The sequence below is a fragment of the Rhodococcoides fascians NBRC 12155 = LMG 3623 genome, assembly GCF_001894785.1.
Taxonomy (GTDB): Bacteria; Actinomycetota; Actinomycetes; order Mycobacteriales; family Mycobacteriaceae; genus Rhodococcoides; species Rhodococcoides fascians.
This window is the reverse complement of record NZ_BCWW01000008.1, coordinates 15,215-32,315: the sequence shown is the minus strand read 5'-3', so window position 1 is coordinate 32,315 and position 17,101 is coordinate 15,215. Positions and strand designations below refer to the sequence as shown.

The window sequence follows — 17,101 nt, the reverse complement described above, 5'->3', positions numbered from 1 at the left end:
CAGCGCATGGCAGTCCAGCACCGGCGGCACTCCAGCGCCACAGTCCGTAGGTCGGTCCATCGATTCCGTCGCCTCACCGCAACAGGTGCTCTGACCTTGTTCGCTGCGGTTCTCCTCGCCCCCGGCGTCGCCTCCGCCGAGGCACCGTCGCGCCTCGCCACCCAGATCACCGACAACGTGCAGGCACTCGATCCCGACTCGCTGGCCGAGGTGCAGACGTCCATCGACGACCTGTACGGCGGCAGCCAGGTCAGGCTGTGGGTCACCTACGTTGCGGATTTCGACAACATGTCGGCGGCGAACTGGGCCGAACAGACATACCAACGGAGCGATCTCGGCCAGCGTGACGTCCTGCTCGCAGTGGCGACCGTCGATCGGTCGTACTACCTCGGCGTCAACACCGGGCTCTCGCAGATCACCACGGCGGAGCAGGACGACATTCGTGTCAACGACGTCGAACCTGCGCTGGGCGAAGAGGATTGGTCGGGAGCGGCCATAGCTGCGGCCGGCGCTCTCGGCGAGGCCTATGCGTCGAGCGGCGGAGGTGGGTCGTCGGCACCGCTGCTGATCGGTGTCGGGGTGTTGGCCGTCGCAGGCGGCGGAGCTGTTGTCTACTCCTCACGGCGCAAGAAGGCTCGAGTGGCCGCCGAGGTGGAAGCGGTGGCGAAGATCGACCCGAGCGACCCGGCAGCATTGGCCCAATTCCCGATCGACGTTCTCGACACCCGCGCCAAGGAAATTCTGATCGAGACCGACAACGCCGTGCGAGCCAGCGAGGAGGAATTGACCCTCGCCCGAGGCGAATTCGGCGATTCGGCAGCCGCTCCCTTCATCACGGCGTACGACAACGCAAAGAAAGCTCTGGCCTCTGCCTTCGAGATCCGTCAGCGGCTCGACGACGCCATTCCTGAAACCCCCGATCAGCGACGGGCGATGCTCGTCGAAATCATCTCCTCGTGCGGCCAGGCAGATCGCGAACTCGACTCTCGGGTCGAGGAATTCGACGGATTCCGCGACCTCGTCATGAACGCCGGTTCGCATCTCGACGAGCTCACCCAAGCCATCATCGGCTTGACGGTGCGCATTCCGCAGTCCGAAGCCGTACTCGCTCAACTGCATTCGGAATTCTCCGAGACCGCATTGAAATCGATTGCCGACAACGTCACGATGGCCAAGGATCGAGTTTCCCTGGCCGAGGAGAACATCGAAGCCGGCCGCAAGGCCGCAGCACTGCCGCCCGGTAAGCAGGGCCCGGCCGTCACAGCGATTCGGACCGCGGAACGAGCCGTCGATCAGGCGAAGTCACTGCTCGACGGAGTCGACCACGCCCGCGACGACATACGGCACGCAATAGCCACCCTGCCCGACGCCATCGCGGACGTCCGCCGGGACATCGAGCAGGCTCGCGGACTGGCCGAACACGGCGGCACCGAACTGCAGGCGGCGATGACTGCGGCACAGACGGCATTGAAGAACGCCGAGACGGCACAGTCGAGCGATCCGCTCGGTAGTTACACCGCCCTTGCCGCAGCAGATTCCGAACTCGAGAAGATCGTCGACGAAGCGTCGGCGGAGAAGGCCGCCGAGGATCAGCTGCGTGCGCGTCTGGAACGCGATATTGCGGCTGCTCAGGCGCAGATCACTGCTGCCGCGGACTACATCTCGACGCGCCGCGGCGGCGTGGGTGCCGATGCTCGAACGCGTTTGTCCGAAGCCGAACGGCATCTCGGTGCAGCTCGTCAGCTCGAGCCGGACAATCCCGACGAGGCTCTCAAGCACGCGCATGCCGCCAGCCAATTGGCTTCGCGCGCATCGCAGATCGCCCAGTCCGATGTGCAGAACTGGGAAAATCGGCACGGCCCACGCGGCGGCAGTAGCGGCGGCAACGTAGCAGGCGCCGTGCTCGGCGGAATCCTGATCAACAGCGTGCTGCGCGGAGGCGGAGGCGGATTCGGTGGTGGATTCGGCGGCGGGGGCTTCGGCGGCGGTGGAGGCGGCGGCGGGGGCTTCGGCGGCGGTGGAGGCGGCGGCTTCGGTGGCGGCGGCGGCCGCTTCTGATTCGACCCAGACATGCGACAGGGCCCGATCTCTCACCGAGAGATCGGGCCCTGTGTATTGCCTACAGCCCTACGCGCCGATCAGACGGGCGGCGATGTAGCCCTCGACCTGATCGAGAGCCACGCGCTCCTGTGCCATCGTGTCGCGCTCACGAATGGTGACGGCGTGGTCGTCGAGGGTGTCGAAGTCGACGGTGATGCAGAACGGGGTACCGATCTCGTCCTGGCGACGGTAGCGACGGCCGATGGCTCCGGCATCGTCGAATTCCACGTTCCAGTACTGACGCAGTTGCTGCGCAAGATCTTTCGCCTTCGGCGTCAGATCGGCGTTACGCGAGAGCGGAAGCACCGCGACCTTCACCGGGGCAAGACGACGATCGAGCTTGAGCACGACACGCTTGTCGACGCCGCCCTTGGCGTTGGGTGCCTCGTCCTCTGTGTACGCGTCGACGAGGAACGCCATCAGCGACCGAGTCAAGCCGGCGGCCGGCTCGATGACGTACGGGGTGTATCGGGTATCGGTGGCCTGCTCGTAGTAACTCAGGTCCTGGCCCGACGCCTTCGAATGCACCGTCAGGTCGTAATCGGTGCGGTTCGCGACGCCCTCGAGCTCACCCCAGGCGCTGCCCTGGAAGCCGAAGCGGTACTCGATGTCGACGGTGCGCTTGGAGTAGTGCGACAGCTTTTCCTTGGCGTGCTCGTACAGCCGCAGGTTCTCCGGATCGATGCCGAGATCGGTGTACCACTTCATGCGGTAGTCGATCCAGTACTGATGCCACTCGTCGTCCTCGCCGGGCTTGACGAAGAACTCCATCTCCATCTGCTCGAACTCGCGAGTGCGGAAGATGAAGTTTCCCGGCGTGATCTCGTTGCGGAAGCTCTTGCCGATCTGGCCGATGCCGAACGGCGGCTTCTTGCGTGAGGTCGTCAGCACGTTGGCAAAGTTGACGAAGATGCCCTGGGCGGTCTCGGGGCGAAGGTAATGCAGCCCCTCTTCGTTGTCGACCGGGCCGAGGAAGGTCTTGAGCAGGCCGGAGAATGCGCGCGGCTCGGTCCACGAACCGGGCTCACCGGTCTCCGGGTCGCGGATATCGGCGAGTCCGTTCTCGGGCGGGTGGCCGTGCTTCTCCTCGTAGGCCTCGATGAGGTGATCGGCACGGTAGCGCTTGTGGGTGTGCAGCGACTCGACGAGCGGATCGGAGAACGTCTCGACGTGGCCGGAGGCCTCCCACACCTGGCGCGGCAGAATCACCGACGAGTCGAGCCCGACGGTGTCGTCGCGGCTGGTGACCATGTTGCGCCACCACTGCTTCTTGATGTTCTCCTTGAGCTCGACGCCGAGCGGACCGTAGTCCCAGGCCGACTTCGTACCGCCGTAGATTTCGCCGCACGGGTAGACGAGACCTCTGCGCTTGGCGAGGTTGGCGACGGTTTCGACCTTGGACTTGGGTGCCACTGGCGGAGCTCTCCATCTTCGGTTACATCGTGTAAGAGGTGACGTGGGCGGTTTTCGCCCTGATCAGACTATCTGGCTCGGTCGTCGATTCCGAACAGCGGTCGGGCACCGAAATTGACATGCGCACCTGTGCATATCACAATGAATATGATTTGCAATAACGATGACTGCACTAGCCTGAGTTCATGACGTCGACCGTGCAGGGAGAATTCGACAACCGACCGGTGACCGAAGGAGCCGCAGCCATGTCCACGGTGCACACCCACAGAACCGACTCGTCCATGGAGACGGCGGCGCATCTGCAGGATCCGGAACGCCCGGTGCACGACGACCCGTTCGCCGCCGCTCCCCCGGCGTTACTTCCGCCGAAGGAGACCCTGGCCGCGGCCGGTGACATCCTGCGTGCACTGGCCGCACCGGTTCGGATCGCCATCGTGCTGCAGCTCCGAGAATCCGAGCGCTGCGTTCACGAACTCGTCGTCGCCCTCGGTGTGACACAGCCGTTGATCAGCCAGCATCTGCGGGTTCTCAAGGCGGCCGGCGTGGTCCGCGGAGAACGTAACGGCCGCGAGGTCCTGTACCGGCTGGTCGACGACCATCTCTCCCACATCGTCGTCGACGCCGTGGCTCACGCCGAGGAAGGCCGAAACCTGTGACCGAGAAGACGACCGATACCGCCACTCCGAGACGACCCGTCGTAGTCGGAGTACGAGCCACGAAGCAACGCAGTGCGATCTCGGATCTGCTCGACACCATCGAGGAGTTCAAGTCCGCGCAGGATCTGCACGACGAGCTGCGCAAGCGCGGTGAGGGGATCGGCCTGACAACCGTATACCGCACACTGCAGACCCTTGCCGACGCAGGAACGGTCGACGTTCTGCGTACCGACAACGGCGAGTCGGTCTACCGGCGTTGCTCCTCGGGCCATCATCACCACCTGGTGTGCCGAGCATGCGGATTCACCGTCGAGGTCGAGGGTCCCACCGTCGAGAAGTGGTCGCAGAGTGTCGCCGAGTCCAACGGCTTCAGCGACGTGAGCCACACCATCGAGATATTCGGCACCTGCAGTCAGTGCAGCACGGCCGGTCACTGAACAGCTCTCACCCCACCGCACCCGCCAGGCGAGGCACCACCGAATCGATGGCGAACGGAATGGACAGCACCGAGTTGTACGTGATCGCCCCACGCTGATCGGTGGACAACGGAACGATCGCGTCGTTGCGGGCGGCTGTCAGTGTTCCGAAGATCGGGTTCTCGGCCACGACGTCGATGTCGTCGCCGGTGCCGAGATAGAGCACCACATCGGCGTCGAGCGTGGAAATGTTCTCGGCCGAGACCGGAACGAAGAAGTTGGTGCCGTTGTCCTCGGCCAGGATCGGGTCCGGAATCCCGAAGCCCAATGACGTGACGAACGTCCCCCGCGCGTCCCCCGGCAGATATGCGCCGAACTGACCGTCGTACGGAAGTACCACGGCGGCAGTCTTACCCGCGAACTCCGGATGTGCGGCTCGAACCTGTTCGAGTGCAGCCGTGGTCTGGGTGTTCAGCTCCTTGCCACGATCGGATTCGCCCATCGCCCGGGCGATGGTGTCGGTGGCCACCTCGCGATCGACGGCGTATGCCGCCGATCCGGCCGGTCGAGCGACGGTCGGGGCGATATCGCTGAGTTGCGCGTAGGTGGCCTCGTCGAAGCCGGCGTTCAGCCCGGTGATCAGATCCGGTTGCAGAGAAGCGATCAGCTCGAAGTTCGGTTCGGACTCCGAGCCCAGCAGCGTCAGTGGTGCGTCGCCCACCAACTCGTCGGTCCACGGACCGAGTCCGGTCTCGTAGAAGGTGTATCCGGTGTTTCCGACCGGGACGGTTCCGAGCGCGATGACGGCGTCGGCGTCGGACACTCCGAGTGTGACTATGCGGGTGGGCTTCTCCGGAACGGTCGTGCTGCCGTAGATGTGGTCGATGACCACCGGGAATACACCGTCCGCAGACTGGGCCGCGCTGTTGTCGGGTTCTGCTGTGGAGCAGGCAGTTGCGGACGCGCCGATGGCCATCACCGCCACCACTGCCGTCAGCATTCTGGACACTCGAACCGCCATTGCTACCGCCTTCACGTGAGTAAGTAAAGGCTTACCTTAGACGACCGTTCAGGGCAGCAAACCCTCACGGGCCTTCTCGACCCCGGCGAGCACCAGAATCAACATCGTCAACATCGCTTCGTCGTCCAACCCGTTGGCCGGAAAGGTGTAGCGCAACAACACATCTGCGAGCTTGTCGTGGGTGTTGACCGAAATCGCGCCGAACTGCGAATCGGCGTTGCGGTCGGCTACCTTCTTGTGCAGTGCGGGCTTGAGCGGTCGATCCCAGGCCAGTACCGCGGTGAGCGAAAGCACCTCGAGCTCCGGCGAGAGCTGCACCGCGCGTAGCGAGCACAGCGCACCTGCATAGTCGAACCCCAGAGAGCCTTCCTCCCCCACAGTGACAGTGGCGAACTGCGTCAGCGCCAACTGAGCCCGCGTCTGCAAGGTGAGGCCAGATACATCGTCACTCATATTTCACTCCACCGAATCGTCGGTCCCGCGACGCGAATTCGATGCAGGCCTCCCACAGATCTCGACGATCGAAATCGGGGAACAGTTTCTTCTGGAACACGAACTCCGCGTAGGCCGACTGCCACAGCAGGAAATTGGAGGTTCTCTGCTCCCCCGAGGGACGCAGGAACAGGTCGACGTCGGGCATGTCCGCCTCGTCGAGGTACTTCGCAACGGTCGCCTCGGTGATCTTTTCCGGGTTGATCTTTCCGGCGGCAACCTGACGCGCGATTTCTCTTGTGGCATCGGCAATTTCGGCTCGCCCGCCGTAGTTGACACACATGGTCAGCGTCATCACCGTGTTGTGCTTCGTCAGCTCCTCGGCCACTTCGAGTTCTTTGATGACGCTGCCCCACAGTCGCGGTCGCCGACCTGCCCAGCGCACCCGCACACCCATCTCGTTCATCTCGTCTCGTCGACGCCGGATCACGTCGCGATTGAAGCCCATCAAGAACTTGACCTCGTCGGGACTGCGCTTCCAGTTCTCCGTCGAGAAAGCGTACGCAGACAACCACTGCACACCGATTTCGATGCAGCCACAGACGGCATCCATCAGTACTGCTTCGCCCTGCTCGTGCCCTGCGGTTCGCGGCAATCCACGATCCTGAGCCCACCGGCCGTTACCGTCCATGACCAGAGCGACGTGACGAGGAATCAGCTCCGGCTGCAAGATTGGCGGCCGCGCACCCGAGGGGTGCGGGTCCGGCGGGCGAACCGCCGGCCGTTCGTCAGGCCGGTGTTGCGGCTCGCGTCGTCGAATCACGGTCCCCATCCTGCCCGACGGTGTCGGCGAACACGGAGTCAGGTTGGGCCAGCGGCACCTGGTGTGGATGCGAGCGCTCGATGAGCGGAAGTGTGCGGAGCTGGCGTTCGAGATGCCACTGCAAATGAGCCGCCACCAGGCCACTGGCCTGCTTTCGGACCGCATCGGAGGTGGTGACGGTGTAGTCCCACTCCCCTCGTTCGAGGGCCACCATCAAATCCAGAACACCGCTCGATGGCGTCGCAGATCCCGGCGGTCGGCAATGCACGCACACAGCGCCACCTGCGGCAACGTGGAACGCACGGTGCGGCCCCACCGCAGCGCATCGAGCGCAGTCCGTCAGTGCGGGAGCCCATCCGGCGAAACCCATCGCACGCAGCAGATACGCGTCGAGTACCAACTCGGGCGGCCGCACGTGCTGCGCAAGGGCACGCAGCGCGCCGACGGTCAGCTGATGCAGGCGCTGCGCGGGGGCGTGTTCTTCGCCTGCCAGACGCTCGGCGGTTTCGAGGACAGCGCAGCCGGTCGTGTACCGGCCGTAATCGGCAACGATGTCCCCGCCGAACGCGTCCACCGTGTGCACCTGAGTGACGATGTCGAGGTTGCGTCCCGGATAGAGCAGCACGTCGATGTGCGCAAACGGCTCCAGCCGTGCGCCGAACTTGGACTTGGTGCGGCGCACCCCCTTGGCCACCGCACGAACGATACCGTTCTCCCTGGTCAGCAACGTGACGATGCGATCGGCCTCACCCAGCTTGTGCTGGCGCAGGACGACTGCGTTGTCACGGTATGGCCTCACGCTCTCCAGTGTCCCACGTGGGCGTCGACGAAGATCGTTCCCGCGCTGACGGTGAGTCGATACTGTGCACACGTGGATTTCCATCGGTCGACACTCGTTGCTCAGGCTGCCGAACTCGCGTCGAGACGCGTCACCTCGGTCGAGGTGGTCACCGCTGCGCTGGATCGCATAGAACGCAGTCAACCCACCCTCAACGCGTTCCGGATCGTGCGACGAGATGCCGCCCTCGCCGAAGCCGCCAAGGCCGATCGGCTGATCGCTGCGGGCTCGTCCGCTCCCCTGCTCGGCGTTCCTATCGCAGTCAAGGACGACGTCGACATCGTCGGCGAACCGACCGCCTTCGGCTGCGCGGGCCGGTTTCCTCCTGCCACCGAGGACTCCGAGGTGGTCCGCCGACTGCGTGCGGCAGGGGCGATCATCGTGGGAAAGACCAACAGTCCCGAACTCGGGCAATGGCCGTTCACGGGCGGCTCGTTCGGCCACACGAGAAATCCGTGGCATCGAGACCGGACTCCGGGGGGCTCCTCCGGTGGTAGTTCTGCCGCGGTAGCAGCCGAATTGGTTTCCGCCGCTTTGGGTTCCGACGGTGCCGGTTCGGTGCGCATCCCGGCGTCGTGGACCAACCTCGTCGGCATCAAGCCGCAGCGCGGCCGAATTTCCACCTGGCCCGATGCCGAGGCGTTCAACGGCATCACCGTCATCGGACCACTCGCCCGAACGGTGGCCGACGCAGCCCTGCTTCTCGATGTGGTCTCCGGTGGGCACGACGGCGATCTGCACCGGCCCACTCCGCTGACCGTCTCGGACGCCGTCGGCCGCGACCCCGGTTCCCTGCGCATCGCGTTGAGTCTGCGCAAGCCGTTCATTCCGACACCCGCGGCACTGGATCCCGAGATCACGGCTGCGGCGTACGAGATGGCTGCCGTGCTGCGGTTGCTCGGTCACCGCGTGGTCGTCGACGATCCTGCGTACGGAATGTTGTTGGGGCTCAACTTCTTACCGCGGTCGTTGGCCGGGGTCGCGGCCTGGCTCGACCGCCTGCCCGACCCGTCTCTGGCCGACCCCCGCACCCGAGCCAACGCCCGGAGCGGACGAGCCCTCGCCGGCGCACCACTGCGGGCGGCCCGCGCGGCGGAGCCACGGATTGCCCGCCGCATCGGCCAGTTCTTCGACGACTACGACATCGTGCTCGCCCCGACGACGGCCACGCCGCCTCCGCGGGTCGACGCCATCGACGGCATCTCCAACGCCGACACCGACCGTGTGATCACCGAACACTGCCCGTACACGTGGCCGTGGAACGTCCTCGGTTGGCCGAGCGTCAACGTCCCCGCGGGACTGACGAAAGCCGGTCTACCGATCGGTCTGCAGCTGATGGGTCACGAGTCCACGGAGCCACTGCTGGTCTCGGTGGCCGCTCAACTCGAGAACGTACTGCAGTGGCATCGCCGACGCCCCGAGCCGTGGTGGACCCAGGTGAGCGACACCTCGTAGCCTGCTCGTCAGGGCACGTCAGAAACCGAGCTTGCCCATCTGCTTGGGGTCGGTCTGCCAGTCTTTGGCGATCTTGACGTGCAGATCCAGGTAGATGCGGGTACCGAGCAATTTCTCGATCTGCAGTCGCGACGCGGTGCCGACCTCTTTGAGTCGCGAACCGCCCTTGCCGATGATGATGGCCTTCTGGCTGGACCGTTCGACGTACAGGATCGCGTGCACATCGAGCATGTTGTCGTGGCCCTCGCGCGGCACGACCTCCTCGATGACCACTGCCAGCGAGTGCGGGAGCTCGTCGCGGACACCTTCGAGCGCTGCCTCGCGGATCAGCTCGGCCATGAGGATTTCCTCCGGCTCGTCCGTCAGTTCCCCGTCGGGATAGAAGGCGGGACCCGGCGGCAATTCGGAGGCCAGGAGGTCGACGAGCTTCTCGATCTGCTCACCGGATTCGGCCGATACCGGGATGACGTGCGAATTCTCGCCCAGCAGCTTCGACAACGACATCAACTGATGTACGACGCGTTCCTTCTTGACCTTGTCGATCTTGGTCACGATGCCGATCAGGGTGGTCTTCGGCGCGATGTGCCGCACTTGTTCGAGGATCCATCGGTCGCCCGGTCCGATCTTCTCGTCGGCGGGGATGCACAGTCCGATGACGTCGACCTCGGAGTAGGTGTCCTGCACCAGGTCGTTGAGGCGTTGGCCCAGAAGCGTTCTCGGTCGGTGCAGCCCCGGGGTGTCGACGAGGATCAGTTGCGCGTGGTCGCGGTGCACGATGCCGCGGATCGTGTGGCGCGTGGTTTGGGGTCGCGAGGACGTGATGGCGATCTTCGACCCCACCAGTGCATTGGTCAGGGTGGACTTGCCGGTGTTGGGCCGGCCTACGAAACAGACGAATCCGGATCGGAACTCTTCGGTGTGTTGCTCGGACATCGAGCACCTCCAGATTTCAGTGTTGGTGAGTGACGTCCGACGAGTCGTCGTCCTCGGTGGATTCTTCGTCGGGTTCGAGCTTTTCGACCAGCACGGTGGTGATGCGGACGCGGCCCTTCGGGTCGGCTCCGCCCTCGCCGCGCAGCAACAGCCCGTGAGTGGTTACTTCGGAACCGGGCAGCGGCACGCGGCCGAGCTCGTAGCCGAGGAGTCCGCCGACGGTATCGACCTCCTCGGATTCGATGTCGATACCGAAGATTTCACCCAGATCCTCGAGCGGTACCCGCGAGGACACCCGGAACCGTCCGTCTTCGAGTTGCTCGATGGGTGCTACCTCGTCCGAGTCGTATTCGTCGGCGATCTCGCCGACGATCTCCTCGATGACGTCCTCGATGGTCACCAGGCCCGCGATGCCGCCGTACTCGTCGACCAACAACGCCATATGGTTTCGGTCTCGCTGCATCTCGGCGAGAAGACTGTCGAGCGGCTTGGAGTCCGGTACGAACACCGCCGGACGCATCAGTTCGGAGACCTGGACGCCTCGCCCACCGTCGGTGGAGTAATACGTCTGCTGCACAAGGTCTTTGAGGTACACCACGCCGACGATATCGTCCACGTTCTCGCCGATCACCGGGATGCGAGAGTGCCCACTGCGCACGGCCAGCGACGTCGCCTGCCCCGCCGACTTGTCGGATTCGATCCACACCATCTCAGGCCGCGGCACCATGACCTCGCGGGCCGAGGTATCGCCCAGCTCGAACACCGATTGAATCATTCGGCGTTCGTCGTCGGCCACGACTCCGCGCTCGCGAGCCATGTCGACCAGCTCACGTAGCTCGATCTCGGATGCGAACGGGCCGTTGCGAAATCCCTTGCCCGGGGTGATCGCGTTACCGATGAGGATGAGCAGCCTGCTGATCGGCCCGAGGAGCCAGCCAAGGGCGCGCAACGGCAACGCTGCGGCGAGCGCGATCGAGTACGCGTTCTGCCTACCCAGCGTTCTCGGACCGACGCCGATCACGACGTAACTGACCAAAACCATTGCCACAGCGGTGATCACGAGCGCGGTGGTCGAGTCGATCAATTGGGTCAGGCCGCCTGCGAGCAGCACCGTGCCGCCGATTTCGCACAGAATACGAAGCAGCACCATGAGATTGACGTACCGCGGGCGGTCGGCAACCACGACGACGAGGCCGGTGGCACCCGGTCGCTCGTCCTTGACCATGTCTTCGATTCGCGCCCGCGAGACGGTGTTCAGGGCCGAATCGACTGCGGCGAACAAGCCGCCGAGAGGAACCAGCAGAACGGCGAAGACGATGAGTGCGGCAGCACTGCTCACGCGCTAGGACCCCGCACTCCCGCTGGTCCGAACACGCACATCATCGGTCGAGACCGTCGACGAAGCCGGCCTTGCCGAGCAGCCGAGCGTCTCGAACGGCCTGTTCGGCTGCCTGCTCCGCCCGCCTGGCGTCCTCGTACCATTCGGCCAGCAGACGGTTCTGCAGCTCGAACATTTCCTTCTCTTCGTCCGGCTCGGCGTGGTCGTAGCCGAGCAGGTGCAGCACGCCGTGCACGGTGAGCAGCGCGAGCTCGTGTTCGAGCGAATGTCCTGCTGCCGCGGCCTGATCCGCCGCGAAGGACGGGCACAGCACGATGTCTCCCAGCATCGCCGGTCCGGGCTCGGGAGCATCGGGACGACCGCCCGGTTCGAGCTCGTCCATAGGAAACGACATCACGTCGGTGGGGCCGGGCAGATCCATCCAGCGCATGTGCAGATCTGCCATGGTTGCCGAATCCACCAGCACCATGGACAGTTCCGCAGCGGGGTGCACGTCCATGCCTGCGATCGCGAACCGTGCGACCGAGACCAGTTCGGGCTCGGAGATGTCCATCCCCGACTCGTTGGACACTTCGATACTCATCTAGCCACTACCCACGCTCTCGTTGCCTGCATTACCGTTTCCGTACGCCTGAATCATCTTCTCGCCGAACGCGGCCCACCGGCACGGCGTTGCGCGCGGTTCGCGATGACGCCTTCCGATGCGGACTCGAAGCGCTCGTAGGCGTCGACGATTTCCGAAACGAGCCGGTGCCGCACCACGTCACTACTGGTCAGTTGCGCGAAGTGGATGTCGTCCACATCGGTGAGAATCTCCGACGCCGCACGAAGGCCCGAGCGGGCACCGCCGGGTAGGTCGACCTGCGTCACGTCTCCGGTGACGACGATCTTCGATCCGAATCCGAGACGCGTGAGGAACATCTTCATCTGTTCGGCCGTGGTGTTCTGCGCCTCGTCGAGAATGATGAACGCGTCGTTGAGCGTACGGCCACGCATGTAGGCGAGCGGCGCGACCTCGATGACTCCGGCCTGCATCAGCTTGGGAATAGCCTCGTCGTCCATCATGTCGTGCAAGGCGTCGTGCAGTGGACGCAGATACGGGTCGATCTTCTCGTGCAAGGTTCCGGGCAGAAAGCCCAGACGCTCACCCGCCTCCACCGCAGGCCGCGTCAGGATGATGCGGCTGACCTGCTTGGTCTGCAATGCCTGCACTGCCTTGGCCATGGCCAGGTAGGTCTTGCCCGTTCCGGCAGGACCGATTCCGAACACGATCGTGTTGGAATCGATCGCGTCGACGTAGCGCTTCTGGTTCAACGTCTTGGGCCGAATGGTCTTGCCTCGACGCGACAGAATGTCCAGGCTCAGCACCTCGGCGGGAGAATCCGACACCCCCTCGGTGAGCATGGCGATCGACCGGCGCACTGCGTCGGGAGTCAGTGGCTGAGCACGTTTGGCCAATGCCGCCAATTCGGTGATCACCCGCTCGGCCAACGCCACATCGGGCACCTTCCCGGTGAGCGTCACGGCGTTTCCTCGTACGTGGATGTCGGCCGTCAGCATCTGCTCGAGCGCCCGGAGGTTCTCGTCGGACTGTCCCAGCAGCGGCATCACTGCTTCGGGGGCGAGCTCCAAGGTGGACCGAACGTCGCGCTCGGCGGGAAATTCGCTGTGTTCACTCACGTGGTGGCTATGGCCTGCTCTCTTGTTTCGACCGGTGACGCTGATGTTTTCGAACGCGTCCGTCAGGTCGCGCTCGGACCAAGTTTAACGCCGCAGGATCGATGCGCATTCCTATTACCCACGGCGCTCGCCCAGGACGGCCTCGAGCGAGAGCGCCCAGCACCGCGAATCCGGGTTCAGGAAGGCGAAGTGGTCCTCGCCCGGCACGATCGCCGGCTCCGCGTCGTCGCCCGCGGCTCGTGCGGCCTCGACGTACCTCGAGCTCTGCGAAGCCGGGACCTGAAGGTCATCGGATCCGTGCAGACAGATCGTCGGGATTCCGATGGGTAGTCGGGCCAGAGGTGAGGCCGACCGGTACAGCTCGGGCTCGTCTTCGTAGCGGGCCTGCAGCAGGGCCTCGACCGCCGGATTGGTACGTCCCGACGCCCCGCGCGGCTCCAGATCGAGGACACCCGCCTGCGAGACGATGCGCGACGGCCGGACCGTCGTGTCGGTTTCGCCGCCGAGCCACACTGCGAGGTGGCCGCCCGCCGAGTGCCCGATGACGCGGACATCGTCGACACCGACCGGGGCGTGGTGCTGTACCACCCCGGCCACGGCGTCGAGTGCGGCGCGCACGTCGGCCTGCATCTCCGGCCAGTGCCCGCCCGCACCGACGCGTCGGTACTCGATGTTCCAAGCCACCGCACCGGCTCCGGCGACAGCTCGGGCGAACTGGGTGCCCAGATTCGACGCGTACTGCCCACTCCAGAATCCACCGTGCACGATCACGACCACCGGTGTCGCGGGCGTGATCGGCGCGGACGGCAGATAGAGGTGACCGAACTGTTCCGGATGCGCGCCGTACGCGATCTTGATGCGAACGCTCATGCGTTCGGGAAATCGGGCGGAAGTTGCGCCCACCGCGTCGTCAGAACGCCGAGAGCTCCCAACGCAACAGCTCCGGCCGTCGAGGTTCGCAGCACCGTCGGCCCCAGCACCACCGGGGTCGCGCCTGCCTCGGTCAGAGCCGCGATCTCTCTGTCGTCGAGGCCACCCTCGGGTCCGACGACGATCGCGACCTCGGGCACCGAATCGAACGGCAGGTCGCGGAATGCCGAGGTGGCCGCTTCGTGCAGGACGGCGACGATGCCGCCGCCCGCCACGATCCGGTGCACGAGTGCGTACACCGAGCGTGAATCGTGCAACTCGGAGACCTCGGGGATGTATGCGCGACGCGATTGCTTGGCCGCCTCGGCGGCGGTGCTGCGCCAGCGCGCGACCCCCTTGGTCGCCTTGGGCCCTTCCCAGCGAGCGACGCATCGCGCCGACTGCCATGGCACCACTGCGTCGATCCCGGCCTCGGTGGCCAGCTCGATCGCCAGTTCGGAGCGGTCCGCCTTCGGCAGTGCCTGAACCAGCGTCACCGTGGGAGTGGCTCGCGGCATGTCCGTGCGCGACTGCACCGTCAGTTCGAGTCGGTTCTTCTCGGCACCGACGACGACCGTGTCGGCCAGACCGCCGGCACCGTCACTGAGCAGCAGGCGCTCGCCGACTCGGATCCGCCGCACGGTCGCGGCGTGATGACCTTCTTTGCCGTCGAGCACGGCGAGCTCTCCCACGGCCGGCAGCGGCGTGAGATAGAAGACCGTGGGGGCCATGAATCAGCGCCCGCTGAAGGCTTCCCGCAACCGCGAGAACAGGCCACCGCTGTGTGCCGAACCGGTGGTGACGACCTCCGCCGAATCGCGGTCGCGCATGGTCTTGAGCTGTTCGAGCAGGTGGGTCTGCTTGCTGTCCAGCTTGGTCGGCACGATGACCTCGAGGTGGGCGTGCAGGTCACCGCGGATACCGGAACGGAGCTTGGGCATCCCGTGCCCGCGCAGCACCGTCGTCGAGTTCGGTTGTGTCCCTTGCTCGATCGAGATCTCGGTCGGGCCGTCGATGATGGCGTCGACCGTCACCGACGTACCGAGTGCCGCGTCGACCATCGGGACGCGAACGGTGCAGTGCAGATCGTCGCCGTCACGGACGAACACCTCGTGCTGCTGCTCCACGATTTCCACGTAGAGATCGCCTGCGGGGCCGCCACCCGGCCCGACCTCGCCCTGCGAGGCCAACCTGATGCGCATGCCGTTGCTGACGCCGACCGGCACCTTCACCGAGATGTCCCGACGCGAACGCACCCGGCCGTCGCCGCCGCACTTGCGGCAGGGGTCCGGGATGGTCTCGCCTGCACCGCGGCAGGTGGGGCACGGACGGCTGGTCATGACCTGGCCGAGGAACGAGCGCTGCACCGACTGCACTTCGCCGGCACCGCCACAGGTCTCGCACCGAACGGGCTTGGAATCGCCGTTGGTGCCCGAGCCGGTGCACAGGTCGCACAGGATCGCCGTGTCGACGGTGATGTGCTTGGTGACGCCGGTGGCGCATTCGTCGAGGGTGAGTTTGGTTCGCAGCAGCGAATCGGCTCCGGGTTGTACGCGTCCCTTGGGTCCGCGCTGTCCACCGCCTGCGCCGCCGCCGAAGAACGCTTCGAAGACGTCGCCGAGGCCACCGCCGAATCCGGCACCACCGAATCCGCCGCCTCCACCACCGCCGCCCTGCTGCAGAGGATCGCCGCCGAGGTCGACGATTCGACGCTTCTCCGGATCGGAGAGCACCTCGTATGCGGTGGAAATGTCCTTGAACCTGGCCTGTGCGGCCTCGTCCGGGTTCACGTCCGGGTGCAACTCTCGCGCCAATTTGCGGTACGCGCGTTTGATCTCCTGGTCCGTCGCCTGCTGGCCGACGCCCAAAGTCCCGTAATAATCCCGTGCCACGTCGTCTCTTTCGTCCTAGAAGATGGATCTCGTTCGTTGATGCTGTGTCACGGCCGCTGTGCCCCCGCGGCCGACGATGGATCGTCGGCTCGCGTCAGCGCTCGGCCAGGACCTCGCCGATGTACCTGGCAACCGCCGCGACCGACGCGATTGTTCCTGGATAGTCCATTCGGGTGGGGCCGAGAACGCCCATCCCTCCCAGGACCATGCCAGCAGAGCCGTATCCGGTGGAAATCACCGATGTTCCGCGCATCTCCTCGACCTGCGTCTCCTCGCCGATACGCACGGTGACGGTGCGGGTGTCCTGCGTCACGGCGAGCAGCTTGAGTACCACCACTTGCTCTTCCAGCGCTTCGAGTACCGCTCGGAGCGATCCCGGAAACCCTGCGTCTCCCGCGAAGTCCGCCGCGTTGCGCGTCAGATTGGCCGTTCCGCCGAGAACCAGCCGCTCCTCGGGATGTTCGACGAGCGATTCCACCAGCACCGTGGCCGAACGAATCATCGCGTCACGCAGGGCGGGAGGTGCATTCTCGGCCAGCTCGGCCACGGCTGCGGACGCCGCCGCCAGCCGCTTGCCTTCCAGTGCGCCGCCGAGCAACCGCCGCAACTGGGCCAAGTTCTCGTCGTCGATGACGTCGCCGAGTTCGACGATGCGTTGATCGACCCGGCCGGAGTCGGTGATGAGCACCAACAGCAGCCGAGCCGGTGTGAGAGCGACGACCTCCAGATGTCGAACCGAGGACGCCGACAGCGTCGGGTACTGAACCACGGCTACCTGCCGGGTCAGCTGAGCGAGCAGTCGAACCCCGCGGCGCAGCACATCGTCCAGGTCGACGCCGTTCTCGAGAAACTCCAGAATGGCGCGGCGCTCGGCCGCTGACAACGGTTTGACGTCGGCGATCCGGTCCACGAACTGGCGGTAGCCCTTGTCGGTCGGCACCCGCCCGGAGCTGGTGTGCGGTTGGGCGATGTAGCCCTCGGCCTCGAGGACCGCCATGTCGTTGCGCACGGTCGCACTCGACACACCCAAGTTGTGACGCTCGACAAGAGCACGCGATCCGACGGGCTCCTGAGTGGACACGTAGTCCGCCACGATCGCTCGCAGAACCTCGAACCGCCTGTCGTCGGTGCTCGACATCGGTGCCCACCTCCGTTCTCGTTGCCAATCGTCGCTCGAGTCTAGTAGCCGAGGAA

Annotated in this window: 17 protein-coding genes; 4 read left to right on the top strand and 13 right to left on the bottom strand. The window is 65.2% G+C overall.

Annotated elements, in window-relative coordinates:
- Positions 1 to 6: 6 nt before the first annotated feature.
- The gene (locus RFA01S_RS28405) at positions 7 to 2,058 is read left to right on the top strand and encodes a TPM domain-containing protein (RefSeq protein WP_032370246.1); all 2,052 of its coding nucleotides are present in this window, start codon (positions 7 to 9) and stop codon (positions 2,056 to 2,058) included.
- A 69-nt stretch (positions 2,059 to 2,127) separates the two neighbouring features.
- Here RFA01S_RS28405 and RFA01S_RS17095 read toward each other — a convergent pair whose 3' ends face one another.
- On the bottom strand, positions 2,128 to 3,513 hold the full coding sequence (locus RFA01S_RS17095) for a glycine--tRNA ligase (RefSeq protein WP_032368169.1): 1,386 nt from the start codon (positions 3,511 to 3,513) through the stop codon (positions 2,128 to 2,130).
- Between the two features lie 245 nt (positions 3,514 to 3,758).
- Between RFA01S_RS17095 and RFA01S_RS17090 the strand changes: the two genes are divergently transcribed.
- A complete protein-coding gene (locus tag RFA01S_RS17090) occupies positions 3,759 to 4,169 on the top strand; it encodes an ArsR/SmtB family transcription factor (protein ID WP_032368439.1) in 411 nt (136 codons plus the stop codon).
- Positions 4,166 to 4,606: a Fur family transcriptional regulator gene (locus RFA01S_RS17085; protein ID WP_027497490.1), complete on the top strand. Its 441-nt coding sequence runs from the start codon at positions 4,166 to 4,168 to the stop codon at positions 4,604 to 4,606. Before RFA01S_RS17090 ends, RFA01S_RS17085 begins: the two co-directional genes overlap by 4 nt.
- A 7-nt stretch (positions 4,607 to 4,613) precedes the next feature.
- Here RFA01S_RS17085 and RFA01S_RS17080 read toward each other — a convergent pair whose 3' ends face one another.
- Genes RFA01S_RS17080 through recO form a run of 4 tightly spaced genes read right to left on the bottom strand, consistent with a single transcriptional unit; the run spans position 4,614 to position 7,660 of the window.
- Complete coding sequence (locus tag RFA01S_RS17080) at positions 4,614 to 5,621, bottom strand: iron-siderophore ABC transporter substrate-binding protein (protein ID WP_230592967.1); 1,008 nt, start codon at positions 5,619 to 5,621, stop codon at positions 4,614 to 4,616.
- Between the two features lie 33 nt (positions 5,622 to 5,654).
- A complete protein-coding gene (locus RFA01S_RS17075) occupies positions 5,655 to 6,059 on the bottom strand; it encodes a hypothetical protein (RefSeq protein WP_032406751.1) in 405 nt (134 codons plus the stop codon).
- On the bottom strand, positions 6,052 to 6,870 hold the full coding sequence (locus tag RFA01S_RS17070; RefSeq protein WP_045841262.1) for an isoprenyl transferase: 819 nt from the start codon (positions 6,868 to 6,870) through the stop codon (positions 6,052 to 6,054). Before RFA01S_RS17070 ends, RFA01S_RS17075 begins: the two co-directional genes overlap by 8 nt.
- Positions 6,827 to 7,660, bottom strand: coding sequence for a DNA repair protein RecO (gene recO, locus RFA01S_RS17065; RefSeq protein WP_032368171.1), 834 nt, complete (start codon positions 7,658 to 7,660; stop codon positions 6,827 to 6,829). The genes RFA01S_RS17070 and recO overlap by 44 nt, the downstream gene beginning before the upstream one ends.
- Before the next feature lie 72 nt (positions 7,661 to 7,732).
- Here recO and RFA01S_RS17060 point away from each other — a divergent pair, with 72 nt between their 5' ends.
- Positions 7,733 to 9,154, top strand: a complete 1,422-nt coding sequence (locus RFA01S_RS17060; protein WP_032406752.1) for an amidase — start codon at positions 7,733 to 7,735, stop codon at positions 9,152 to 9,154.
- An 18-nt stretch (positions 9,155 to 9,172) separates the two neighbouring features.
- Here RFA01S_RS17060 and era read toward each other — a convergent pair whose 3' ends face one another.
- From era to hrcA, 8 genes are all read right to left on the bottom strand, one after another.
- Positions 9,173 to 10,087: a GTPase Era gene (era, locus tag RFA01S_RS17055; RefSeq protein ID WP_032406753.1), complete on the bottom strand. Its 915-nt coding sequence runs from the start codon at positions 10,085 to 10,087 to the stop codon at positions 9,173 to 9,175.
- A 16-nt stretch (positions 10,088 to 10,103) separates the two neighbouring features.
- Positions 10,104 to 11,426, bottom strand: coding sequence for a hemolysin family protein (locus RFA01S_RS17050; RefSeq protein ID WP_027497496.1), 1,323 nt, complete (start codon positions 11,424 to 11,426; stop codon positions 10,104 to 10,106).
- Positions 11,427 to 11,466: 40 nt separating this feature from the next.
- Complete coding sequence (gene ybeY, locus RFA01S_RS17045; protein ID WP_032368173.1) at positions 11,467 to 12,009, bottom strand: rRNA maturation RNase YbeY; 543 nt, start codon at positions 12,007 to 12,009, stop codon at positions 11,467 to 11,469.
- 53 nt (positions 12,010 to 12,062) lie between these two features.
- Positions 12,063 to 13,106, bottom strand: a complete 1,044-nt coding sequence (locus RFA01S_RS17040; protein WP_032370242.1) for a PhoH family protein — start codon at positions 13,104 to 13,106, stop codon at positions 12,063 to 12,065.
- Positions 13,107 to 13,220: 114 nt separating this feature from the next.
- Positions 13,221 to 13,976, bottom strand: a complete 756-nt coding sequence (locus RFA01S_RS17035; RefSeq protein ID WP_032370241.1) for an alpha/beta hydrolase family protein — start codon at positions 13,974 to 13,976, stop codon at positions 13,221 to 13,223.
- Positions 13,973 to 14,746 carry a 16S rRNA (uracil(1498)-N(3))-methyltransferase gene (locus RFA01S_RS17030; protein ID WP_032370240.1) on the bottom strand — a complete coding sequence of 258 codons (774 nt, stop codon included), beginning with the start codon at positions 14,744 to 14,746 and terminating at the stop codon, positions 13,973 to 13,975. The genes RFA01S_RS17035 and RFA01S_RS17030 overlap by 4 nt, the downstream gene beginning before the upstream one ends.
- A gap of 3 nt (positions 14,747 to 14,749) precedes the next feature.
- A complete protein-coding gene (gene dnaJ / locus RFA01S_RS17025; RefSeq protein ID WP_027497501.1) occupies positions 14,750 to 15,907 on the bottom strand; it encodes a molecular chaperone DnaJ in 1,158 nt (385 codons plus the stop codon).
- A 94-nt stretch (positions 15,908 to 16,001) separates the two neighbouring features.
- On the bottom strand, positions 16,002 to 17,045 hold the full coding sequence (hrcA, locus tag RFA01S_RS17020; RefSeq protein ID WP_027497502.1) for a heat-inducible transcriptional repressor HrcA: 1,044 nt from the start codon (positions 17,043 to 17,045) through the stop codon (positions 16,002 to 16,004).
- Positions 17,046 to 17,101 lie beyond the last annotated feature (56 nt).